Annotated in this window: 16 protein-coding genes; 8 read left to right on the forward strand and 8 right to left on the reverse strand. The window is 39.5% G+C overall.

What is annotated here, in order from left to right:
* Window positions 1-16 precede the first annotated feature (16 nt).
* From ACYRY3_RS26195 to ACYRY3_RS26205, 3 genes are all read left to right on the forward strand, one after another.
* A complete protein-coding gene (locus ACYRY3_RS26195) occupies window positions 17-2,071 on the forward strand; it encodes a caspase family protein (RefSeq protein ID WP_460204552.1) in 2,055 nt (684 codons plus the stop codon).
* A gap of 359 nt (window positions 2,072-2,430) precedes the next feature.
* Window positions 2,431-3,231, forward strand: coding sequence for a class I SAM-dependent methyltransferase (locus tag ACYRY3_RS26200; RefSeq protein ID WP_460204553.1), 801 nt, complete (start codon window positions 2,431-2,433; stop codon window positions 3,229-3,231).
* Between the two features lie 61 nt (window positions 3,232-3,292).
* Window positions 3,293-7,873: an nSTAND1 domain-containing NTPase gene (locus ACYRY3_RS26205; protein WP_460204554.1), complete on the forward strand. Its 4,581-nt coding sequence runs from the start codon at window positions 3,293-3,295 to the stop codon at window positions 7,871-7,873.
* A gap of 18 nt (window positions 7,874-7,891) precedes the next feature.
* Here ACYRY3_RS26205 and ACYRY3_RS26210 read toward each other — a convergent pair whose 3' ends face one another.
* The 7 genes from ACYRY3_RS26210 to ACYRY3_RS26240 form a co-directional block, all read right to left on the reverse strand.
* Window positions 7,892-8,458 carry a methylmalonic aciduria and homocystinuria type D protein gene (locus ACYRY3_RS26210; protein WP_460204555.1) on the reverse strand — a complete coding sequence of 189 codons (567 nt, stop codon included), beginning with the start codon at window positions 8,456-8,458 and terminating at the stop codon, window positions 7,892-7,894.
* 298 nt (window positions 8,459-8,756) lie between these two features.
* Window positions 8,757-8,963 carry a glycogen debranching protein gene (locus ACYRY3_RS26215; protein ID WP_460204556.1) on the reverse strand — a complete coding sequence of 69 codons (207 nt, stop codon included), beginning with the start codon at window positions 8,961-8,963 and terminating at the stop codon, window positions 8,757-8,759.
* A gap of 38 nt (window positions 8,964-9,001) precedes the next feature.
* Entirely contained in the window at window positions 9,002-9,403 is a 402-nt protein-coding gene (locus ACYRY3_RS26220) for an ExbD/TolR family protein (RefSeq protein WP_460204557.1), read from the reverse strand.
* Entirely contained in the window at window positions 9,387-10,040 is a 654-nt protein-coding gene (locus tag ACYRY3_RS26225; RefSeq protein WP_460204558.1) for a MotA/TolQ/ExbB proton channel family protein, read from the reverse strand. Before ACYRY3_RS26225 ends, ACYRY3_RS26220 begins: the two co-directional genes overlap by 17 nt.
* A 19-nt stretch (window positions 10,041-10,059) precedes the next feature.
* Entirely contained in the window at window positions 10,060-10,404 is a 345-nt protein-coding gene (locus tag ACYRY3_RS26230; RefSeq protein ID WP_460204559.1) for a hypothetical protein, read from the reverse strand.
* A gap of 92 nt (window positions 10,405-10,496) precedes the next feature.
* The gene (locus tag ACYRY3_RS26235; protein WP_460204560.1) at window positions 10,497-11,678 is read right to left on the reverse strand and encodes a hybrid sensor histidine kinase/response regulator; all 1,182 of its coding nucleotides are present in this window, start codon (window positions 11,676-11,678) and stop codon (window positions 10,497-10,499) included.
* 2 nt (window positions 11,679-11,680) lie between these two features.
* On the reverse strand, window positions 11,681-17,755 hold the full coding sequence (locus ACYRY3_RS26240; protein ID WP_460204561.1) for a hybrid sensor histidine kinase/response regulator: 6,075 nt from the start codon (window positions 17,753-17,755) through the stop codon (window positions 11,681-11,683).
* 313 nt (window positions 17,756-18,068) lie between these two features.
* Between ACYRY3_RS26240 and ACYRY3_RS26245 the strand changes: the two genes are divergently transcribed.
* Together ACYRY3_RS26245 and ACYRY3_RS26250 are read left to right on the forward strand one after the other, a co-directional pair.
* On the forward strand, window positions 18,069-19,700 hold the full coding sequence (locus tag ACYRY3_RS26245) for a RecQ family ATP-dependent DNA helicase (RefSeq protein ID WP_460204562.1): 1,632 nt from the start codon (window positions 18,069-18,071) through the stop codon (window positions 19,698-19,700).
* Window positions 19,701-19,820: 120 nt separating this feature from the next.
* Window positions 19,821-20,012 carry a hypothetical protein gene (locus ACYRY3_RS26250; protein WP_460204563.1) on the forward strand — a complete coding sequence of 64 codons (192 nt, stop codon included), beginning with the start codon at window positions 19,821-19,823 and terminating at the stop codon, window positions 20,010-20,012.
* An 18-nt stretch (window positions 20,013-20,030) separates the two neighbouring features.
* On the opposite strand, the gene ACYRY3_RS26255 is transcribed toward ACYRY3_RS26250, so the two are convergent.
* Window positions 20,031-20,717: a hypothetical protein gene (locus ACYRY3_RS26255; RefSeq protein ID WP_460204564.1), complete on the reverse strand. Its 687-nt coding sequence runs from the start codon at window positions 20,715-20,717 to the stop codon at window positions 20,031-20,033.
* Window positions 20,718-20,800: 83 nt separating this feature from the next.
* Here ACYRY3_RS26255 and ACYRY3_RS26260 point away from each other — a divergent pair, with 83 nt between their 5' ends.
* From ACYRY3_RS26260 to ACYRY3_RS26270, 3 genes are all read left to right on the forward strand, one after another.
* Window positions 20,801-20,944, forward strand: a complete 144-nt coding sequence (locus tag ACYRY3_RS26260; protein ID WP_460204565.1) for a hypothetical protein — start codon at window positions 20,801-20,803, stop codon at window positions 20,942-20,944.
* A 397-nt stretch (window positions 20,945-21,341) separates the two neighbouring features.
* On the forward strand, window positions 21,342-22,769 hold the full coding sequence (locus ACYRY3_RS26265) for a GumC family protein (RefSeq protein WP_460204566.1): 1,428 nt from the start codon (window positions 21,342-21,344) through the stop codon (window positions 22,767-22,769).
* A 16-nt stretch (window positions 22,770-22,785) separates the two neighbouring features.
* A complete protein-coding gene (locus ACYRY3_RS26270) occupies window positions 22,786-24,078 on the forward strand; it encodes an O-antigen ligase family protein (RefSeq protein WP_460204567.1) in 1,293 nt (430 codons plus the stop codon).
* Window positions 24,079-24,120: the final 42 nt, after the last annotated feature.

Raw genomic sequence — 24,120 nt, forward strand, 5'->3', positions numbered from 1 at the left:
ATCTCGGTAAAAATCTATGGCTAAAAATATTTATGCCTTGCTGGTTGGGATTGACGAGTACCATCCTGCTTCAAAAGTACCTTCCCTGTATGGTTGCGTTAATGATATCAAAGCGATTGAAGTGTATCTCCGAAAGCGCATTGCCACAGATAAGGAATGGCAATTGGTTGAAAACTCCGATATTCCTTGGATACTGACAAATGAATGGGCAACGCGTCAAGCAATTATCAATGGTTTTCAACAGCATTTATCTCAAGCTGACAGCGAAGATGTCGTCTTGTTTTACTATGCGGGTCATGGTTCGCAAGAAACCGCACCACCAGAGTTGTGGTCTGATGAGCCAGACCATCTGATTGAAAACTTAGTTTGCTACGATAGTCGGACAGAAAACGGTTTTCATCTTGCAGATAAGGAATTGGAATACTTAATTTCCCAGGCTGCAAAGAAGAACCCACATATTGTAGTTATTTTGGACTGCTGTCACTCCGGTACTGGTACACGAGACCCAGAAGTTATTGTACGTCAAGCCCCTAATGATGCAAGACAACGAGATTTGAAAGACTTTATTTTTCCTGTAGAATGGCTTCTTTGTCGCTCAAACACAAATTACAAACCTCCAAGACATATTGCGATCGCAGCTTGTCGTTCCCATCAAACTGCTAAGGAGTACAAAGACGAAGATGGTCAACCACGAGGTGCTTTTTCTTATTTTCTAACACAAACACTGCAAAATACCAATGGTAGTTTGTCCTATAGCGATTTAATCAATAATACCCGTGCATTGGTGAGTGGGAAAAGACAAGAACAATCCCCACAAATTGAAGCACCTGAAATAGATGATTTAAACCAAGCTTTCTTAGGCGGTGCGGTTAGCGATCGCGATGCTTATTTTAACCTCACCTACAATAACAAATATAATAGTTGGACTATAAACGCTGGTGCTTTACACGGTATTCCCAGACCTTCTAACGGTGAAGAGACTTTGTTAGCCATCTTTCCAGAAAACACTTCCTCAGAAGAGTTACTTCAATTAAACAAGGCAATTTGTCAAGCTAAAGTCAAGCGGGTATTCCCAGAACTAAGCACAGTTGAAATTATTGGGTATGGAACCGGTCTATTGACTGAAAAAGGTTATTATGCAGTTATTGTAAGCTTACCACTACCACAGTTAAAAGTTTATTTTCAAGGTGACAATACAGGTGTAGAACTTGCTCGCAAAACACTTTCAACATCTGGCTATGATAATAAACCGTCGTTATATGTCCGGGAAGTGGAAGATCTGACAAGTGCAAATTACTATGTAGAAGCCAGCGAAGGTCAGTATTGGATTAAACAAGCATCAAATAAACATCCATTAGTTGCGCCCGTTCCTGAGACATCAGATAGCGATGGTTATACCGCAAAACGCGCCCATCAAATCATTCAAAGATTAGAACATATTGCACGATGGCAGAATATTCTTGACCTCAAAACTCCACCCACAAGCCAAATAAAACCTAGTGATGTGGAGATGGAGTTGATTATCTTTACAGGAGGAAAAGAGTATTCCTCAAAATCAGCAACCTCAGAACTGCGTGGAGAATATATTTATAATAATGGTAGGTGGGTAGCGCCAACCCTACAAATTAAAGTCATCAATAATACTGAAAAAGACCTTTACTTTCAGATAGTAGAATTTGCAGGAGATTACGAAGTTTGTATTCCTCCTTTATTCCCTGAAAGAAGTGGTTTACTTTTACCCAAAAAATCTCAACCAGGTGCAACCATTGTCAGTAAAAAAGTTCCTTATGGGATTCCAAAGAATTTCTTAGCCAAGGGCATTACCGAGTACAAAGAAATCTTCAAATTAATTGTCAGCACTTCAGATTTTGATGCTAGCTTGTTAAGGCAACCAGGGCTTGATGCCCCACTACCTACGACTCGTTCTACAGGAGGCTTAAATGGTTCCCTCAATCGTTTAATGGATCGAGTCTACACTCGTCAAGTTATGCGTGTTTCAGATAAAAGTAATGATAATTGGATGACGAAAGAAGTTTCTTTAATGCTTGTGCAACCAAATGTTCCAGGATAGTTGCTTTTAGTGTTTAGCACTAAAGTAACAAAGTAGCCTCGCATATCATGTCCTGATAAACACTTACAAAAAATACCCCTCCCTAGCCCTCCCTTTATAAACAAAAAATACCCCTCCCTAGCCCTCCCCTTATAAAGGAGAGGGATTATATTGACTTGCTTCCCCCCTTTATAAGGGGGGATAAAGGGGGGTAAATTCAACTTGTACACCACCACAGTAGCCCCCAATCATATGGAGGGACGGGAAAAAGTAAAATCGGGATATTGCAAGTAATCAACCGTACAATGGTTCATTCACTGGAAAATTGCTGCAATTACACTTATTGTAAACAGACACAAGATAACCTGTCTAGGTAGCATATGAACAAGCTTAATTATTACAACAAGATTGCACAAATCTACGACCAAACAAGGTGGTTGACGGAATCAGTAGCAGAAGAAGTCGCAAACTTTATTCTTGAGCTTACGTCTGCAACACTTGAAACATCTTTTTTAGAACCTGGAGTTGGCACAGGCTTAAATGTTCTTCCTCTCGTCAGACGCGGCTATTTCGTAACAGGAATCGATATCTCTCAAGAAATGCTAAATCAGTTTCGTCAAAAAATAAATGGAAATCCTCCCAATTTGAAATTGATTCATGCTGATGCCGAGCAATTACCTTTTCCAGACAACAGTTTTGATGTAGTATTAACCGTTCACATGATTCATACTGTCTCTGACTGGAAAGTATTTTTAGATGATATCGACCGAGTGCTAAAACCTAAAGGCTTTTATCTCAACTGTCAATGGATAACTCCTCCCGCCCGGAGAGAGTTTGAGGGCTATTTTCGAGCAATATTGTCTGAGTATGAAGGTAACAAGCAAAAATCAAAACCTGTAGATGCAACAATCCAAGAAATAAATGTGGAGAGGTATTTAAATAATAAAGGATACACATCAAATTATTTCATTGCAAAGGAGTGGTCAGTTAATAACACAGTGGGAGAATTATTAAATTTCTTTAAATCAAGGGCATATGGCTTATGTTGGCAAGTATCGGATGAGACCTTTCAGCAGGCTTTAAATGAGTTTGAAGAGTTTTGTATTAAGCATTATGGCTCGCTGGACACAATTCTTTCTTCTGAAGCTAAATTTGAAATCTGGGCTTATGGAGTGGGTTAATCCGGAAATATAACAAACAGAGTGAAGTTCATTTACCAATGACAAAGGACACTACTATTTTATGTCTGAAATTAAAAATAGTTATGCAGTTATTATTGGTATCAATCAGTACACTGAACCAAGCTGGAAATTAAAAAGTGCGACTAATGACGCTCGAAAGTTGGCTGAAATATTAAGAGATAAATACCAATATGAAGTTTTACAACTGGTAGATGAACAAGCAACTGCTAAAACACTGAATGAACTATTCACAGCTTTTGAAAATCAAACAATTCCTTTCCCTAATGGAAATAGAAGAGTAGAACCTGACGACCGTGTCTTATTCTATTTTGCCGGACATGGTGTTGCTAGGAGAGTAGATGAAAAAGATGATGGGCCCCAAGGCTTTATCTTTCCTCAAGACGCCAGTAGAGATGATAAAAGTTTGCTACCCATGCGGCAGCTGCACGATGCTTTGGTAAAACTGGGTTGCCGTCATTTATTAATTATATTAGATTGTTGCTTTGCTGGGAGTTTCCGTTCGGCGGTCAGACAAGCAGTGCTGTCAGAAGAAGATTTGTATTTGGAACGCTACAATCGGTACATCGCAGGTTGCGCCCAAGAGGTGATTACCTCTGCTGCTTATAATGAGACTGCTGCGGATTCTTTATATAGTTTTGGGGAACGCGGGGAAGATGAGCGACACTCTCCCTTTGCTAGTACTTTATTTGAAGCTCTCGAGCCGGACAGTGAAAATAATGCAGACTATAACAAAGATGGCGTTGTTACTATTACCGAAATCATTCAATATATAGAACAAAAATTTTTAGAAATGAATTCCGGACAAACACCCGGATATACTCAATTGAAGAAACATGATTTTGGGAAATATATATTTGTTATACCAGGATTTGATGCAAACAAAATACTACAAAAAGCCCCTCTTCCCGATGAAAAAAATCCAAGATATCCCTATAAGGGTTTGTTATCATTTGAAAGAGAAGATAAAGATAAATTTTTTGGTAGAAAAAGGTTAATTAAAACCCTAGCGCAAAAAGTCAGTACAGAAACACTTTCTATTGTCTCGGGAGCTTCTGGTTCGGGAAAATCTAGTTTAGTGAAAGCGGGGCTTGTTCCTGAATTGGAATCAGCTACTCAGTCTGATTTTAAAATTTTAGAACCAACTCGTCCGGGTGAATCTCCTCTCACTGCACTAGCACGAGTATGTAATGATATAGAAAACCCTGTATTGCAAGCCAAAAAGACCGAGTTACGGCGTAAAGCACTTAGCACTGACACTGAACATTTCACTGGTTTAGTTGGGAATTTGGCTTTAGTCCATCCCAATAAAAAATTCTTATTAGTCATTGACCAGCTTGAAGAATTAGTGACTCTGTGCCGTGATGAAAAAGAGCGGAAGCAGTTTTTAGAACAATTAGCTAAAGCAGTTATTAAGTATCGAAATAAGTTGTGTATCGTTGTGACGCTGCGTTCTGACTATGAACCTGTGTTGCGATCGCTATTTCAATCAGCATTTCAAGACTATGCCAAAGTTGATTTGGTAAAGGCAAGATTTGAAGTTACGCCAATGACGCGTGAAGAATTACGAGAAGCAATTGTCGAACCTGCTGAGAGGATAGCCTTATTTTTTGAGGGTGCAACACAAGATTACGAAATCTCTTTGGTAGATCGATTGATTGATGAAGTCATCAATATGCCTGGGGGTTTATCACTCCTTTCCTTCACTTTGAACGAACTTTATCGTAAATTTTATAGAAATGTTCGGGAATATGAACAATACAATCGGGTCATTACGCATAAAGATTACGAAGAATTAGGTAAAGCGACTGGTAGCCTTACGAGAAGAGCAGATGAAATATATCAGAAGTTAGTGAGTCAACACAAAGACTACGACAAAATCATCAAAAACGTGATGCTGCGAATGGTAGCGGAGGGAAGTGGTGATTTGGCTCGCAGACGGGTTTTTATGAAGGAACTGGAATATCCCAAAGCAGTTCAGAGCAAAGTAGATGAGGTCATTAGAGAATTTACAGAAGCTCGCTTGTTGGTGAAAGGGCGAGATGAAAAAGGTAATGAATACGTTGAACCTGCTCATGATGCTTTGGTAAGGGGTTGGAGTCAGTTGCGCGATTGGTTAGAACCAACGCAAAAGCGGGAAGATTTAATAGAAAATTTAATAACCATACAACGTAGATTGACTCCTGCTGCAGAGGAATGGGAAAGAGAAAAATCGATAAATTTTGATTGGAGAACAAACCCCCGCAACTGGGCAAAGTATTTTCGGGAAAAATATAGAAAAGAAAACTTTTTATGGGATAATAACCCGTATTTGGATGTTTTAGAAAAGGTACTCCACTCCCCAGACAATTGGTATAACAAGCTAGAAACTCAGTTTGTTAGGAGTAGCATTCAGCGCCGAAAAACTAAGCAGTGGATTAGAAGGGGTTCGTTTTTTGCTGTATTCAGTATGGTGTTGGCATTTGCTTTTGTTCAGTGGAGTGAAAATCGAGATGCTCGGACAGGAAAACTGGCAGCCATGAGCGAAATATCCTTTAACTCTAACAAGCAGCTAGAAGCACTGAGCGACGCTTTAAAAGCAGGCAAACAACTAGAAATACCGATAGGAATAGCAGCCAATACTAAGTTGGAAACAATGTCTGCTTTGCAACAGGCAGCTTACTGGACACGCGAACGCAACCGCTTGCTAGGACATAAGAATACTATTAGGAGTGTCAGCTTTAGCCCGAACGGGCAAATTCTCGCTTCAGCAAGTACTGACAATACCATAAAACTCTGGGATTTAAAGGGCAAAATACTTCATAATATTGAAAAGCATAAAGATATTGTGAATAGTGTAAGCTTTAGTCCTAATGGTCAAATTTTCGCTTCAGGAAGTTATGACAAAACTATCAAGCTCTGGAGTATTCATGGCAAGTTACTGGACGATAAACAAGTGCATCAAGCACAGGTTTATAGTGTGAGTTTTAGCCCTGATGGTAAGATGCTCGCTTCGGCAAGTTGGGATGGCACTGTAAAACTGTGGAGTGTGAAGGATAATAAGTTGACATTTATCAAAACTGTAGAACTTCCTAACGAAATACTAGAAGCAAAAGCAAAAGACAAAAATCAAAGTAGTGGTTCCCCAAAACCATACTCATTTTTTGGAGTCAGCTTTACCCCTGATGGTAATTTGATTGCCGCAGGCAATGATGATAAAACAGTGCGAATTTGGAATTCAAAAGGTCAACTGCTGAAAACTTTACCACAAGAACATAGCGACCGCGTCTACGGAGTCAGCTTTAGTCCAGACGGTAAAACGTTAGCTTCCTTTAGCGCTGATAGTACAATTATACTTTGGAACATTCAACAAGGTAAAAAGATAAGAACTCTGACTGGGCATAAGTTCGAGGTTTTTAGCACGAGTTTTACTGTAGATGGCAAAATATTAATTTCGGGTAGTAACGACAACACCATTAAATTCTGGCGTGTTGAGGATGGCAAAGAACTGAAAACCTTGGCAGGGCATAGTAGTGCTGTTCGTACTGTCAACATCAGCCCTGATGGCAAACTCCTAGCTTCAGCCGGGATTGACAGTACTATCAAACTCTGGAGAATTCAAGGTGATGATGTGATAACTCTTGCAGGACACAGCCAAAAACTTTATACCGTCAGCATCAGTGGTGATAGTAAAACGGTCGCTACAGCTGGTAGTGATTTTACGTTTGTAGATAAGGAAAAGTTTTACAAAATTAAACTCTGGAGAAAATTAGATGGCAAGGAATTGAGGACTCTCTTAGGGCATCAAATTGATATCACGGCAACTAGCTTTAGCCCAGATAGCCAGCTATTAGCCTCAGGAGATACTAGAGGTAACATTATCTTCTGGAATCCAGAAAATGGAGAAAAACTCACAACACTAAAAGCACATGATGACACGATTCGCAGCCTCAGTTTCAGCCCCGATAGTAAAATGCTAGCCTCAGCCAGTTATGACAGAACTATTAAGCTATGGAATAGAAAAGGTGAGTTACTTGCAACGTTCCCAAAACAAAAAAATGGAGTGTTAAGCATCAGCTTTAGCCCTGACGGCAAGATGTTAGCTTCTGGAAGTACGAAAAGCATTAAACTTTGGAATGTGGAGAAACGTCAGGAAATTAACGTACTTGAAGGGCACATAGCACCAGTTAATAGTGTGAATTTTAGTTCTGATGGCAAAATATTGGCATCTGGGAGTGAAGACAGAATGGTTATCATCTGGAATATTCTTGATGGCAAAATATCCTACAAACTTAGAGGACATGGTGAAGGTGTGAATAGCGTCAGTTTTCTTCCCAAGTCAGATATCTTAGCTTCTGCTAGTAGTGACAAAACTATTAGACTGTGGAACGTCAAGGAAAGAAAAGGCATCAGCACTTTTAAGGGGCACACAGATCCTGTCTACGGCGTCAGCTTTAGTCCCGACGGCAAGACACTGGCTTCAGTCAGCAGTGATAGTACTGCCTTGCTTTGGAACACAGAACTCTTGGATTTGAATAGAGCATTAGCACGGGGTTGTCAATTGGTTAAAGACGCTCGCAATCATCTTTTCTGGTTGAATAATGGAGTTCGGGATGTTTGCGATAATATTTCCGAGCCGTTGTAAATTCGTCACATCCCCGTTTCACAGTGTCTCTACATCTTTTTGTTGCCAATCATGCAAAGGAGCTATGCTTCTTATCGCCCATTCAATGACCATCGGGGGAGCTTCTGATATCAAAACACTTGGATAAACTGCTGCCCCCCAAGTCGGGTGGACTAATACGCGGCATCTATTTTGAATCACTGGGTAATGCAGTAAAGCTTTTACCACTGCCGTATCATCATGGGTTTTTTTCCCCGGACGAGAGAGCAAGGGATATCCCGTGCGGGGATCGATAAGGTCTGTTAAGTAGCCGCGATCGCGCAAATTAAAGGCAACATCGCAGCCAAACCTCATAAACTTTTCCCGCAACTTTTCTTTTTCTGCTTCTATTTCTGGTGTCGTGTCCACCATTTCATATTGCGTTTGCTGTAGAACAATCACCACCCATAAGGAGAGTGCATTTCTCCAATCTGGTAATATCTGTTCGCGGTTGGCACAGATATACTGACTTGGAGAATGAATTGAAATTTGAACAGACCGCCCCATTTTGCCAACCAAATGAATGGGGTTTACTTGTTCAGAAGTGTAAACTGTTGGATAGTTCACTTAACTTGATTTGTGTTTTTGCAAGTTTTTCAATTCATGTTTTATATTGATGATAACTCTTTCTTACTCCATAACACGTTCAAATTTTCTTTATATATAACCTTATTATTAGATATTTTTAATAAAAAATTTATTTTTAATCGATGTCTTATCTTTTCTTAACCTTCTCTGATAGCACATTCTGCTGCTTAATTTACGTTTTTGATACCGAAAGTGGAAAGCAGGCAGTAGGAAAACAGAAAAAATTATTTTTCCTTTCAACGTTTTCCACTCCTGCTCTTGGAGCTTCCTAGCAATATCAATTTAGCTTTAAAGCATTGACTGGAACTTCATCCCAAGAATCAACCGTCCGCAATCGCGCTATCCAACCCCATGCTTTTTGCTCCTCAGTCAAATTTTGCTTAAAGGACTCATGACAATCTTTAGCTTGAGACTCATCACAACAAGCAATACAAGCATGAATCATGCCAGACGCATCAATTTGCTCATTTACCCAAATAGTCATTATCTTCTAGTTAGTGGTTAGTGGTTAGTGGTTAGTGGTTATGGCTTTTCGGTAGCAATAGCTAGTCTTGCTCCCTGTACCTGACGCAAGCGATCCATCACAGCTACCACCTGACCGTGATGCACTTGTTCGTCTGCATTAATAATTACCACAGTTTCTTGGTTGCCAATCAATCCACGTACTTGCTCTACCAAAGCGTCAAGAGCAACAGGTTGACGGTTTAAGCTGATTTGTCCTTGATTATCTATCGTCACCGTAATTGGTTCTGATGCTTGTTGTTGCTGTGCGGTTGCTGCTTTTGGCAAATTGACCGGCAATCCATCTTGCCGTGTAAGAAACAATGTTGACATAATAAAGAAGGTCAAAATTGCAAATATGACATCAATCATCGGTACAATATTAATTTGTGCTGGCAGATCTGGTTCATCTGGAAGGCGCATAAGCTTTGTCTCCTCTTTCATAACGGCGACGATACAGCAACTCCAACTGTCCGCCATACTCTTGAATCAATGCAATTTGTCGCTGGTAGAGTCCCCGAAAGGTATTGGCAAATAGGAGCGTAAAAATAGCAACAACTAATCCTGATGCGGTAGAAACCAAAGCTTCACTAATACCAGACGTCACACCGGCTGTCCTAGTACCTCCCACATCACCGATATTCAAAGACTTAAAAGAGCCAATCAACCCCAAAACAGTTCCTAAAAGCCCTAACAGTGGCGCAAGGGAAATGATGGTATCAAAGATATTTTGAAAACGCTTAAGCAAAGGTATTTCAGCTTGCGCTTCACTTTCCAAAGCAAGACGAAATTCTTCTGGAGTAGGTTGTTCCAATTGTAATGCTGCTAAAAAAATCCGTGCAATGGGTAAATCCGCATTTTTTTGCAATTTATCCAAAGCACCGACAACGTTATCAAGACGGTAGAGATTGAGCACTTCTCGAACCACTTGGTTCTGACGCTTCGTAATCCGTACCCAAAACAAGATTCGCTCAGTAATGAGTGCTACTGCTAGCATCGAAAACGCTAGCAAGGGCCACATCACTACCCCACCTGCTGTAAATAGATTGCCGATTTCCATGTAGTGTTTTTTTTACTCCTCAACCATCCACACATATTGACACTTCCCAAACCAGAATTCTAGGAATTCTTAGTTCACATGGTGGTAACTGCTTTACTTCGCACAGCATTTTAACCATGTCCGCTTGTAACTCTACAGCTGCACATTCCTTAATGAGTGCAACTTGAGCGGCTGCAACATAAGAATTATAGTTAATCTTCGATTTGGTCGGATAATTCCAAGTTGCGTTCGTACATTTTACCTTCTCTTCTTTGTCTGCCTTGTCCCCCTTGTCTTTCTTTGCTTCTTTGTGCAAGATAAAAAATTTATGCCACAGGTCTAATGTTACAAAGCATTCGTGATTAAATACCGTACCATAACCCAACAGTTAGACTGGTAGATATAGACCACAATCTAAAGCAAATATGATGAGCGATCGCGATTACACGTTAATCATTGATAAAAGTGGTAGTATGTCTACCCCGGATCAAGCGGGTGGTAGAAGTAGATCATAAACACCTGATTTATTTGTCCGGCATAACACTCCACCAGTGGTAAACTTCCATACTCTCTTATGACTTTAATATCTGAATGATTCGTATTTGCTTTCAGTCGATTTTGTAATATCAGTAGTGTACTATCCAAACCCTCGTGAATATCCACTGGCTTCATTCCCGCTTCATCAACACGAGAAAAATTTTGTAATGACCGAATAATCTCGCGGATGCGTTCAGCTCCAATCTTCATAGATGCCAGTAATTTGGGCAAGTCTTCAATCAGAAACTCTAGATCTATCGCCTCTATCTGTTGCTGAACTTCCGGAGGTAGTGAAAGAGTATACTTACCGTACAAATCTAAGAGGTAAAGCAAATCTTGAGTGTATTGATTCGCATGAACTAAATTTCCATAAATGAAGCTAACCGGATTATTAATTTCATGAGCAACCCCTGCTACCAGTTGTCCGAGACTGGACATTTTTTCACTTTGTACTAACTGGCTTTGAGTTTCTTGCAGTTGACGAAAAGCAATTTCAAGCTGACGGGCTTGTTCTCGATAACGAACCTCTGACTGTTGCAAGGCTTGTTCTGTTAATATCCGCTCATTAATTTCCTGTTGCAGTGTTTGATTTGCTGCTTGAAGTTCAGCCGTTCTTTCTGCCACTCGTTTTTCTAACTCAGCGGTTAACTGCAAAAGTGCTTGCTCTGCGTTTAGGCGTTCTTGAATTTCTCGCTCTAAACGCACAGAATGTTCTTGCAGTCTCTTAGTCAAGTTTCGCAGGCTCAAATGTATATTGACACGAGCTAAAACTTCTTCATACTGCAACGGCTTGGTAATATAATCTACCGCCCCAAGATTTAAACCTCTAACTTTATCAACCGTTTCCGACAGTGCTGTCATAAAAATGATGGGAATCTCTTTTGTTATGTCCTTGGCTTTTAAACAACGGCAGGTTTCAAAGCCATCTATTCCAGGCATAATCACGTCTAACAAGATTAAATCGGGCAAGGCATATTCCACCTGTTCAATCGCATCTTCACCATCCTGAGCAACTAAAACTAGGAAACCAGAATCTACTAAAAAATCGAACAATACACCTAAATTAGTGGGATTGTCATCAACAATTAAAATAATGTTGTTTTTATCCTTCTCTTGAATCACAATTAATTTCCTACACTTTTAAGAAATTCACGAATTTTTTTTACTTGAAATCCTTTTGCTAGTCGATATAGTTCTTGAGAAAAGGGAATGTATTGAGAACTTAATTCTTCCAAGTAAGTGGAACGCTCCATAATGGCTTTGAGATCGCCTTTCATAACTAAACTCAAAAGAATCGTAATTTCTTCAGGCGGAGGAAATATTAAAATTTGTCTGGAAGGATTAGGTTGAGACAACACAAATTTTTCCGACTCTTCATAAATCGATTCCAATTCTAAATGAATTTGTAACTTTTCTAACAGTTCTGTGACTCGAATTGGCTTGGCTATAAAATCATTACAACCGACTTCTTGACTTTTTTGTTTATCGAAATCAAAAACACTAGCAGAAGTAACAATAATCACGACATCTTTAAACTCCTCTGACTGCCTAATTTGACGAGTTACTTCAAAACCACTGATTGTTGGCATGAGCAAATCCATTAATATGCAATCTGGCTTAAATTGTGCCACTTTATCCAAACAATCCTGACCGTTGATTGCTTCCAAAATTTCAAAGCCTAAGGGAGCCAGGGTATCAACTAAAAATGACCTATTTTCCCATTGATCGTCAGCTACAATAATTTTTCGTTTATTACCCCTAAAATGTAAGATATTTTGTGTTTCTCCTTTCAACTCACCTTTCACAACATCAGTATCTTGGTTAACAGGTAACTCTAAATCGAAAAAGAAAACGCTGCCCGTGCCCAAGGTGCTTTTCACCTGAATTTCTCCACCCATCATCTGCACTAATTTACGGCTAATAGATAGTCCCAATCCTGTGCCTTCAACCTTGCGATTATTGTCCCCTACTTGGTGAAAGGGCAAAAATATTTCTTTTAATTGTTCTGTAGTCATACCAACTCCAGTATCTTCTACTTCAAAGTGAATTTTGTAAGTCGTTATTTCTCCTTTGTCCTTTGTCATTGGTTCAAATGTATTTTTCAGAGGCTCTTGACAAATGTCACATGACTCATAACTAATGACTCCTACTTTAAAAGTCACTGTACCCCGGTCGGTAAACTTCACTGCGTTACCTAGTAAATTAATGAGTATTTGTCGCAACCGTTTCTCATCAGCTTTCACTACCTTAGGAAGTTGAGTTGTCGGTTGATAAATGAGTGAGATACCTTTTTGTTGAGCGCGAAGACGGCAAATTTCTGCAATGCCTTCAAGAAATTCGGGAAAATGAAAATTTGTGGGATATATTTCCATTCTCCGAGCTTCAATTTTGGAAAGATCCAAAATTTCGTTAATCAGATTTAAAAGGTGATCGCCACACTGATAAATAATGTTCAAACCATCTTTTTGAGAACTTGTTAAATCTTTATCGCGTTTCAGAATTTGGGCATAACCTAAGATTCCGTTCAGTGGAGTGCGGAGTTCGTGACTCATGTTTGCTAAAAATTCGCTTTTAGCACGATTTGCAGATTGAGCTGCTGCTTCTGCTTTTTGCAAATGTAGGTTTTTTTCTTGTAACTCCTGTGTTCGCTCTTGAACTTTTGCTTCAAGGGTGACATTAGCTGCTTCCAAATCGCTATAGAGACGAGCATTTTCAATAGAAATTGCTGCTTGGGAAGATAAAAGTTTTAAGACTTCTAAGCGTTCTGGTGTAAATGCTTCAGGAGTTAGATTATTTTCTAGGTAGAGGATACCGCTCAATTTTCCTTGATGGAGAAGTGGCGTACACAATACTGATTTTGGTTGATGGGTGATAATATAAGGGTCTGTTGCAAAAAGTTCCTCACGAGTGGTATTGCTGAATAAAAGGTTCTCCTGAGTTCGGGCTACATAATTAATCAGAGATAGTGGCAAATGGGGGCTAGTTTCTACTGGTGTTGATTGCAGTACGATCGCATTATCTTTCTCTAGATCTGCTTGTGCTTCTATAACAAGAGCACCGTCTTTTTCTAAAATTAGGAAACCCGTTTGAGCGCCAGCATTTTCGATCGCAATCTGCATTAACTTTGTCAGCAATTGCGAGAGAACGATTTCGCCAGAAAGAGCTTGAGTTGCTTTCATGACTGTGGCTAAATCTAGATTTTTGGAAACATCCCCGGTTGTAGCTGCTGTTATCGGAGAATTGTCCGTACCGAGGGCTAGCATCTTCTGCTTTCGAGAAAAGACTTGAGCGTATTTTGCTTCTATGTCTTTTACCTTAGCTTTTGCTCCCCAACGTACATACCCATAATGAGCATCGGTTAAATAGACTTGAGCAATTTTCTCTTTACCAAATGAGAAATAAAACTTGGCAGCTAGTTCATTTGCTAAAGCCTCTTCTTGAATGTATCCTTGTTTTTTAGAATTAGCGATCGCTTGGTCATACAATTCCATCGCTTCTACGAATTTTCCCAATACCCGTGCTTTTTCTGCCTCCACAAGCTGATATTTATGCTGGAAATTCATTGGTGCATAGTTTGCCCATTTTTGCATTTTTTCTTGGTTTTTTGTCACTCTACTTAAGATATATTCTTGCTCTGCTTTTGGAACTGATGGATATAGGGCTAATTGTGCTAGAGAATCGTAAAAGTAGAACAAAGGCACAGCTAACCATCCCGTGACTCCGTCTAAATATTGTTCGGCTTTAGTTGCATTTTCCACCGCTTGTGTTACTTCATCAAATAGGTAACACAAAATTAATTTATTTAAAAATACATAGTGTATGACTGTTCGCTCATTGGCTTCAATATGAAGTGATAATAATTGCTCTTCATTGTAAGCTTCACCAATTAAACGGCAAGGATTTGTAACACTTCCTAACAAGTTTAAAACTGCTTGCTGAAATATTTGCAACCACTTTAAAGCAGTTTCTTGATTAATTTGAGCGATGGCTTTACTGTAAGTAGCCATTTCCTGTTCAAGGCTCTTTAGTTCCAATCCACTCCAGTAAGAATATTGACATTTATGACTTGCCGAATAGCCAGCGTGTGCTAAATCTCCATTCTCCAATCCACTAGAGTAAGCATTTTGTAAAAGCGACAAAGTACTTTTGACATGATATTTCCAGTGTATTGTAAAAGATGAAACTTTGAAGAGTGTTTGGCTCTTAACTTCCCTAGCATTTAATCGCTCTACTAAATTTAAAGCCAATTGTCCAAATTTATAACCAGATTCAATATCTTGTAAAACACCACTTAAAAGAATTCCATAGTCAGCAAAACCACTAGGTGAAAAGAGACAATTGCCAGAATTGACAGATAAACTTACTTGTTCGCAAACCATTAGAGGAAACAACGCTGGTGCAGCTTGAAAAGTAGCCGGAATTAGACTTGCTATTAGACGAAAGACTGCTAACTTAGTTCCATCTGTCATTAACGGCAAATTAATTAGATCTTCTATTGTTTTAAGAGCTAAATTGGTTTTAGTCTTTTCGATAGCTTGTTCGATATCTAAGGTTGTTGGTGATTCAACAAGTTTCACGTCCAGTATTTCCAAAACTTGCAGCCCTATCCTTACCGCTTCGAGTAATTTTCTTTGGACTTCACAAGCTTTAATGCGTACCTCGTAAACTTTTACTTTATCCACCAACGTTCTAGCATACTGTAGCAATACCTTGGCAAATTGCTCCATCTGCTCAAAATCACCGTTAAGAAATGCCACTTCTACCACTTCTTGATGCAGCGCTAATGTCAGTTCATACTGTTCCTGCCAACTAGAAGTTTCCACCAGACTTAAACCCACCTTCAAGTAGCGGAAGGCAGACTCATATGCCATAGCTGCTTTTGCTTTCTGACTGGCTACCAGATTAAGTTCAGCGACCTCGTATTTCTCCGACTTTAAGATAAGTAAATCGACACTATAATTCAGTTGGTTGACGATAGCAAAAATGTTTTCTTTTCGTTCTTCAATTCTAGTATTTTGCAGTAGCAATTGACCAATTTTCAAGTGAATTTGTTTCTTTTGAAATTCTGGAATTAAGGAATAAGATGCTTGCTGCACGCGGTCATGTAAAAATTTGTAGCTTATGGGGAATTGAGCAAAATCAGGTATACTTTCTGCTTGCCATCCCTCACTCTCTATCTCTTTTTGTTCAAACACCAGTGGAATTTTATAGGAATTATTTAAGGGTAAAACTAACCCTGCCTGCAAAGCTTCCCACATTTCTTTAGCAGTTTCTGCATGGCTTTTTTCATTAACAATTGTTAAAACTCCTAAAGTAAATGTGTCTCCAATACAGGCAGCTAACTTTAAGGTGTTAATGGTCTTTGGTGACAGTTTTTGAATTTGCCTAACCATCAACTCTACAACATTATCTGTAATTTTAATCTCTTGTATGCGTTCACTATTCCATTTCCAAATTTCTTTAGAAAAATCAAATATTAGCAATTTCTCTTGATACAGGAATTTGAGCAACTGGGTTACAAAAAAAGGATTGCCTTGAGTTTTATAAAACACTAATTCAGCTAGTGGTTCGCTTTTTGATTCTTTGCTGCAAAGGGTATCGCGAACTAATTGCTGAACATGACCAATATTTAAAGGTTGGAGAACAATGTTATTTATAGTAACTCCAAATTGTTGAATTTGCTCTAAGGTATGAAGCAAGGGATGAGTAGCGCTGACTTCATTATCACGATAAGCCCCAATAAATAACAAAAATTGCTTGTCTGGAGCGGTCATAATTAACTCAATGAGCTTCAAAGATGCTGAATCCGCCCACTGTAAATCATCGAGAAATAAAACTAGGGGATGTTCTGGTTTTGTAAATACATTAAGAAACTGTTTAAAAACTCGATGAAAACGGTTTTGGGATTCCGTAGCCCCTAATTGAGGAACTGCAGGTTGAAAACCAATAATTCGTTCAACTTCTGGAATCACATCTATAATGACTTGACCGTTAGCGCCAAGGGCTGTTAGCAGTTTAGATTTCCAACTTTCTAGAAATTCGACAGTTTCTGTTAATAGTTGCCGCATTAATTCTTGAAAAGCTTGAATTAATGAAGCATAAGGAATATTGCGTTTAAATTGCTCGAATTTCCCCGAAATGAAGTAGCCTCTCTGGCGTATAATTGGTTTATGAATTTCATTAACTAAGGAAGATTTGCCAATTCCTGAATAACCTGAGACTAAAACCATCTCAGTTTTTCCACTGCTAATGCGATCGAAGGCTTTAAGTAAGATAGAAACTTCTTGTTCCCGACCGTAAAGTTTTTGGGGAATGAGAAATTGACTGTATAGATCTAATTGACCAATTGTAAAATTACTAATTTTGTCAGTTTTCTCCAATTGATTGAGACAAGCTTCCAAATCGGCTTTCAGACCTAAAGCATTTTGGTATCTTTCTTCAGCCGTCTTAGCTAAAAGTTTCATAATAATGTTAGAGATTACCAACGGAATCTCTGAATTGACTTCATGGGGCGCAGTTGGAATTTTAGCAATATGGGCGTGAATAATTTTTAGAGAATCGGTAGTATTAAAAGGTAGCAAACCAGTTAACATTTGATAAAAGGTCACACCTAAAGAATAAAAATCGGTGCGGTAGTCAAGTGACCGATTCATTCTTCCCGTTTGTTCGGGAGACATATAAGCAAGAGTGCCTTCTAGTAAGTTGGGGCTGCTAATGCTTTGGTTTTCTCTAGTTAGGTGTGTTGCAATACTAAAATCGATAATTTTAACAATTAGATTTTTAGGATTAATAATAATATTATGTGGTTTAATATCTTTATGAATAACTTGTTTGTTGTGAATATTTGCCAATGCTGAGGCTAGTTGAATAGCAATCAATAGAAAATCTTTTAATGATAATTGGTGTTGATTAGTAAAGTTTTTTAGCGAAATCCCATTTATGTCTTCCAGAACTAGGGCTAAACCGTTTTGATAATTTTCTAGCCCTAAAGTCTGTATCGCTCCTTCAACATTTATTAAGCTTTTGAGGGTTTTATACTCGTGTCTGAGTCGAGTTAATTCTTCCAGGGTAGGATATTCAGCCCTGAGAACTTTAATGATGACAGAAATCGCATCTACCTGTTTGATGGCACGATAAATAACGCTGTAAGTGCCTTCATAGACAGTCTCAGTAAGAACATAACCAGGAAGAGTTAGCATTTGGTTGCTTAGAACGATGATTAAAGTGAACGAGGTATGAGTTTAAGTGGGTGGGATAAAGCCGCTTAAATGCTCAAAATATTTTGATGTGTATATTAATGATTCCCAAATAGATTGAGAAATTTTTAAAAGCTACACAAATCTCAATCTTTCGCAATGCAGACATGAGAAGCCATTTGTCATGGAAAGATGATGGCAAATCCGAGACAACAGACCGCATTGCAGGAGCTACTTCTCCTAGTTTAACTCCTTAGCAAGAGGTCAGCACTTTCAGCCCCACCCAATATATACTTATCTACATGGGAACTTAGGTATGGCTGGGCAGCGATTGGAGCGATCGCAAATTCAAGAAATTGCGAAAAAAACATTTGGTTATGAAGAATTGCGTACCGGACAGCAAGAGGTTATCGAAGCCGTTGTTGCTGGGCATGACACTTTAGCTGTTTTTCCAACAGGTTCGGGTAAATCAGCAATTTACCAAATTGCTGCCTTACTGATTCCCGGTGCAACGGTTGTGATTTCTCCTTTAATTGCGCTTCAGTACGATCAACTAGAAGCAATTGAAGACCAAGATATAGCCTCTGCAACTGCTGTCAACTCTACCATATCCAATACAGAAAGGGAAGAAGCGTTTGTAGATTTGGAAAAGAAAAAGCTAGAGTTCTTATTTCTCGCCCCAGAACAATTTAACAACGAGGAAATACTCACCCGACTGATAGAGGCAAAACCTTCCTTATTTGTCATTGACGAAGCTCATTGTATTAGTGAATGGGGACATGATTTTCGTCCTGAGTACCTGAGGTTGGGTCGTGTTATCGAAGCCCTCGGTCATCCCAGGGTATTGGCATTAACCGCCACTGCTTCTCCTATTGTGCGGGATGAAATTGTTGAACGTTTGTCAATGAAGAACCCGCGTGTTTTTGTACGTGGCTTTGACCGTGCCAATATATGGTTGGGTGTGGAGACATTTCATGAAGAAGATGAGAAAAAAATAGCTTTACTCAAACAAGTGACAGCAGCGGAAAAACCAGGTATAGTTTACGCAGCTACCCGCAAACACACAGAAGAAATGACGGAAGCTTTGCAGAAAAAAGGTATCAAAGCAGTCTACTATCATGCAGGAATGAAAGCAGCAGAACGAGAGCAAGTTCATGCTGCATTTATGGAAGATGAAGCAGAAGTCATTGTTGCTACCACAGCTTTTGGTATGGGCGTTGATAAGCCAAATGTACGCTTTGTCTTTCATTACGAAATTAGCGATTCAATTGACTCCTACTATCAAGAAATTGGACGTGCAGGACGAGATGGAAAAGAGGCAAAAGCGCTTCTTTTCTATAATTCAGGTGACCTTAACATCCGCCGTTTTTTTGCTAGTGGCGGTAAAGTCGATTATGATGATGTTGTACAAGTTGCAGAATCTGTACAAAAGGCTGATGCACCGATTGAATTGGAAGATTTAAAGGAAGAAACAGAACTGTCTAAAACAAAACTTACAAAAGCCCTGAGTCGGCTGGAAGAAATAGAGGCAGTGGAAATTTTGCCAACAGGAGAAGTGACTGTAACCGAGACAGAAATAGATCGGGAATCAGCAGCAAAAGCAGCAGCACTGTCTGAGGAACGACACAAACAATTTGTGCGATCGCGCTTAGAAATGATGCGAAACTATGCAGAATTGCAAGATTGTCGCCGTCAGTTCTTGCTTAACTATTTTGGAGAAGCATTGACGAACAAATGTGGCTTCTGCGATAACTGCCAAGCTGGTATAACCATTGAGGAAAATGTATCTCATCCTTTCCCAATTAACAGCACGGTCATTCATACCAACTTTGGCAAAGGGCGCGTGATGCGCTATGAAGCAGATAAAATGGTAATTTTGTTTGAGAAAGTGGGTTACAAAACTTTCGCTGTTGAGCTTGTACGGGGATTATTGAAGCTGTTGGAATAAAACTATAGAGATTTCTGAAATATAGAAATCCTATTTGAATTTTTGAAATATAAGCACTGCCCACCGTTATTCAATTGCTCAAAAACATAAGTAGGGTGGGCACCGCCCACCGTTATTCAATTGCTAAAGCATAGCCTTACCTACATTACTTATAGATTTTTCAAGAATAGCGATCGCAAGCGCAAGCTATTTAAACCTAAGCAGATTCGTAAAGCTTGGCAGCGTCTGTATGAGCAAAATTTGCTTACTTCGATCGTTAGTAAAAATTTTGCCAGTGAACTTATTCAGCGATTGCTCAAGCAAATTAATTAAAAGCTACCTGTAAATTATTTATTGATACATTGCCAGTCTCTTTTCCAAACTACGAAGCTGCGAATCAAAGGTCATAATTTCTATACTGGTGGGTAAATAGCGTTTGCTGAGCTGCGAGCGTTCTGCCTTAAATTCTGCAATTTTAGTTCGCAGTGCCTGAGAGACAGCTGTATTGACTATCTTTTTAGAATTACGTGGTTGGAACTTAGCATAGCGTTGACGCAATGCACGAAGCTTTCTTTCCATGTCCCCAATCACTGGTGAATCTGGAGTGTAACGTGCATTGAGTATTGCAACTTCTACCTCCAAATTTGCAACTTTTACCTTAAGACCATCTGCTACCATAGGGTTAACCATCTCGTTAGTTCCACCTGCCCGGATAAGTCGAGTACGGGCGTCTTGAATCTGACGTTCAATTTCCTGAACAATTGGAGATTCAGGAGTAAATCGGGCATCCAGCAACGCACGCTCAACTTCAAGTTTCACAATTTCCTGCGTGAGACCATCCACTGTAGTTGCTGCTGTCTTTCCGGAACTAGGAACAGGACTTGATGAATTGACCTCAGCTAAGGCTGATACCAAGAATGCCAATGTAGGAACTGTTAGTGCAACAAAAACTGCAACAGCAAAAGGAATAACTTTGTAAGACTTGAACAGATTCATGAGCCGCAGCACACAGTCTATTTGCTTTGGGTGTACACTCATAAAGAGTTTTCCGATAGACCGAGTGATGACGAATTGCGAAAGGAATTTAACAAGATTCAAGAGCAAGCCGATCAATAACAGCAATGGAAGGTGAACAAATTTATATTCAAGCGGGAAAAGCGGCAGAGTTTAGCAAGCAGGGTGTTGAACTCATCAAAGCTGGCAAGTCCAAAGAGAACCAATCTTATGAATACAGCATTTTTCAGATAAATGAAATGTATCAGTAGGGGCGAACGGTTGAGAGCCCTTACAACTGTACATCCAACCGTAAATGTTCCTGATACAAGAATATAACCTCCAAATTGGCGTAGATTGGGTTTCGTTCTCCAATTCAATTTTGTTAAGGTTTTGTTGGGTTTCGTTCCTTAACCCAACCGACGATATACCACTTCCAGGTGGATAGCTAGGTGGATAATTTTATTTTCCCGTCAGGATGCTATCTGTATCGGTGCGATCGTAACCGCCAGATAGTATTTACACTGATGTTTAAGTAGGAAACTAGTACTAAGACTATCAGAGAATGTCTCGGGTTACTAAAGCATCAGCCTAAAATTACACTCAGGCGATCGCACGGTACTGCACAGCCTCTGTTATTCCACCATTTTCCCATTGCAAGGATTGTTAATGACCAATTCTATAGAAATCTCTGCTGGTTATCCTGGCAGATCGCGTAAAACAGGAGCGAACCAAGGACGTTGGCAGCGTTACTTTCTTTTAGGTCTAGCGACTAACCTAGCCTTTTGGGGTTCAGCTTTTCTTTATCTAAAGGTGGCACCACATACCTATACGAGCTCTTCAGCTATTAATCTGCCAGGTGCGTGGTCAAACACCAATGTTAACTTACCAGGCATCGGTCAAGCTAATTATGAAAATGTGTCTCCATACGCTGCTCTCTCCACCCAAGATCCAAGAGAAATTTATAAATATATTGCTGAAAGCGAACCTGTTTTGCAAGCAGCAGCAGAACAGCTTAATATGACTTTAGAAGAGTTTGGCGAACCTCGGCTTAAGGTAATAGTTAATACTTCCATTATGAGCGTTGATTTCCAGGGTGCGAGCCCCGAGGAAGCTCAAAATAAATCTTTAGCTTTTTACAAAGCCTTTCAAGCAAAACTCAACGAGTTGAGATCTCAAGAAGCTATTCAAAGAGATGTAGGTTACCGAACTGCCCTGACTTCTTCCCAAAAAAAATTGGCAACTGCTCAGAAGCAACTTTCCGATTATAAAGCGCGTTCGGGTTTGAGCTCTGAAAATCAAATTAACGACCTGACAACCAACATAGAAGAGCTACGCAGACAACGAGCCGAAATATTAGCTCAACAGAAACAAGCCAATACTCGTCTGGCACAATTATCAGCTAATTTAAAACTATCTGCAGGTCAAGCTTCAGATGCTTTCGTTCTTCAAACAGACCAAATATTTCAACAGAACTTAAAAAGCTACAGTGACGCCAGCGCTGCTTTGGTTGTTTTAGAATCCAAATTTTTGCCCAACCACCCTACATTAATTACAGAGACAGCCAAACGAGATGCTGCTCAACGGGCTGTGCTAGCCCGAGGGCAATTTCTTTTAGGACGACCAGTCAGTTTAGCAACGCTAAAGCAATTAAGCCTGAGTAGCAATAATTCTGGTAATGCTGTTCCTCGGGACACTCTTTTCCAAGAACTTGTTAAAGTTCAGGCAGAGCAAAAGGGGTTCACAGCCCAAGCTCAAGAAATAGAACAACAGATAGCCCAGCTTGAAGGTAGACTCAAAGCTCTAACACAGCAGCAAATTACTTTGGAGTCTCTGAAACGGAATACACAAATTGCTGAAGCTGTCTTTTCCTCTACTCTGGCTAGATTAGATCTTGGTAAGTCGAATGCCTTTGGCTCTTATCCACTCATTCAACTTGTTATACAGCCTACCTTACCCGATACTCCAAGTTCACCAAAAGAAAAATTGGTTTTACTAGGCTCGGCTGCTGGCTCCTTTTTTGTATCCCTTGGACTCGTGTTACTTTGGTGGCGCGAACGTAAAAATTCGATAACTGACACGACTGGGAATAAATAGAAAAAGACAATCGACAATGAAACCTCAAAACTTTGAAGAACGTCTGGTTTGGTCTTCCATAATTGGTACCTATGGATTTTATTTTCTTGCTCTTATATATCCTGTAAATTTCATCTTAGGTTGGGTACTATTTTTGTATTTATGTAAACGACTTTGGAACCAAACAAAACATACTCCTATTGAAAAAAGAATTAACGTTTCCTGGATACTGTGGCTTTGGCTTGTCGGTATTATCATCATTGCAATTGCGACAGTCGTAGGTTGTATTGATTCTGATGTCGGCACTAATCAAACCCTTAGATCGTTGATCAATTGGGGTACAGACTGGGCATTGCTAGCATTATTTCCCTTAAGTGGTTGTCTCAACATTCGACCCCAATTGATTTATCGAGCCGTCTGTATATTATGTCTTCAAAGTTTGATTTTAATTCCCATTTTTTATTTAACTTGGATACTAAAGTTGCCTGAGGTACTTTTTTCTTCTCCAATTGAAAGACTAATACAAAATGGTTCTCTTTTTTATACTGTAAATCTTTATAGTATTGAGTACGGTACGAATGAGGTACGTCTATTTCTCTTTGCTCCTTGGGGACCAGCGTTAGGTTTGATGGGCAATATCTACTTCTTCCTGGCTCTTGGAGAACCTAACAAAACATGGCGCAGAATTGCTATAATTGGCTCCTTGGCTATGAGTATTGTGTCGGTTTCTCGCTTGTCTTTTATAGCTATGCCGATAGTTTTCATATTAGTTTTATTTATTTCCAAAATTACTAAAGCTGTCACACCAATTGTCATCGGGTTAGTTAGCTTTTTATCAGGTATTTTTAGCACGGTAATTCTTGGGGCTGCCAGAGATGCTTATGATATATTTCATAATGCCAGACCTGACTCTTCAAGAGTGCATGAAGCTTTAGCTGAAATCGCTTCGGAGCGTTGGCAGGAAGCCCCTATATGGGGTCATGGGGTTCCGGAGGTACCCGGTCCCAAGGTAGTGGCAATGATGCCCATTGGCTCCCACCATACCTGGTTCGGTCTCTTGTTTATAAAGGGGCTAGTTGGTTTTACCGCTTTTTTAGTACCAATGCTATTGAGTATTATCAGTTTGGCAATTAAGGTACATAAAAGTGCAACAGCCAGGATAGCATTGTCTTTTCTTTTGATTTTATTTCTCTTTACTTTTAATGATAGTCAGCAGCGTTTGGCATATCTATACTGGCCTGGTTTAATCATTATGGGAATCGCACTCAAAGGAGAAGTACAAGCTCCTAGTTCTCCTTGGAATAGAAACCCAGAGAAAACCTATGTTTAAAGGTCGAATTTAGAAATTTTTAAAGAAACAATATCTACTTCT

It is taken from the genome of Scytonema sp. NUACC21 (assembly GCF_054684315.1).

Excerpts from the sequence above, each read along its gene's own strand:
- ACYRY3_RS26195 (WP_460204552.1), top strand. The coding sequence starts at position 17 with ATGGCTAAAAATATTTATGCCTTGCTGGTTGGGATTGACGAGTACCAT.
- ACYRY3_RS26200 (WP_460204553.1), top strand. The coding sequence starts at position 2,431 with ATGAACAAGCTTAATTATTACAACAAGATTGCACAAATCTACGACCAA.
- ACYRY3_RS26205 (WP_460204554.1), top strand. The coding sequence starts at position 3,293 with ATGTCTGAAATTAAAAATAGTTATGCAGTTATTATTGGTATCAATCAG.
- ACYRY3_RS26215 (WP_460204556.1), bottom strand. The coding sequence starts at position 8,963 with ATGACTATTTGGGTAAATGAGCAAATTGATGCGTCTGGCATGATTCAT.
- ACYRY3_RS26220 (WP_460204557.1), bottom strand. The coding sequence starts at position 9,403 with ATGCGCCTTCCAGATGAACCAGATCTGCCAGCACAAATTAATATTGTA.
- ACYRY3_RS26225 (WP_460204558.1), bottom strand. The coding sequence starts at position 10,040 with ATGGAAATCGGCAATCTATTTACAGCAGGTGGGGTAGTGATGTGGCCC.
- ACYRY3_RS26240 (WP_460204561.1), bottom strand. The coding sequence starts at position 17,755 with ATGCTAACTCTTCCTGGTTATGTTCTTACTGAGACTGTCTATGAAGGC.
- ACYRY3_RS26245 (WP_460204562.1), top strand. The coding sequence starts at position 18,069 with ATGGCTGGGCAGCGATTGGAGCGATCGCAAATTCAAGAAATTGCGAAA.
- ACYRY3_RS26255 (WP_460204564.1), bottom strand. The coding sequence starts at position 20,717 with ATGAGTGTACACCCAAAGCAAATAGACTGTGTGCTGCGGCTCATGAAT.
- ACYRY3_RS26260 (WP_460204565.1), top strand. The coding sequence starts at position 20,801 with ATGGAAGGTGAACAAATTTATATTCAAGCGGGAAAAGCGGCAGAGTTT.
- ACYRY3_RS26265 (WP_460204566.1), top strand. The coding sequence starts at position 21,342 with ATGACCAATTCTATAGAAATCTCTGCTGGTTATCCTGGCAGATCGCGT.
- ACYRY3_RS26270 (WP_460204567.1), top strand. The coding sequence starts at position 22,786 with ATGAAACCTCAAAACTTTGAAGAACGTCTGGTTTGGTCTTCCATAATT.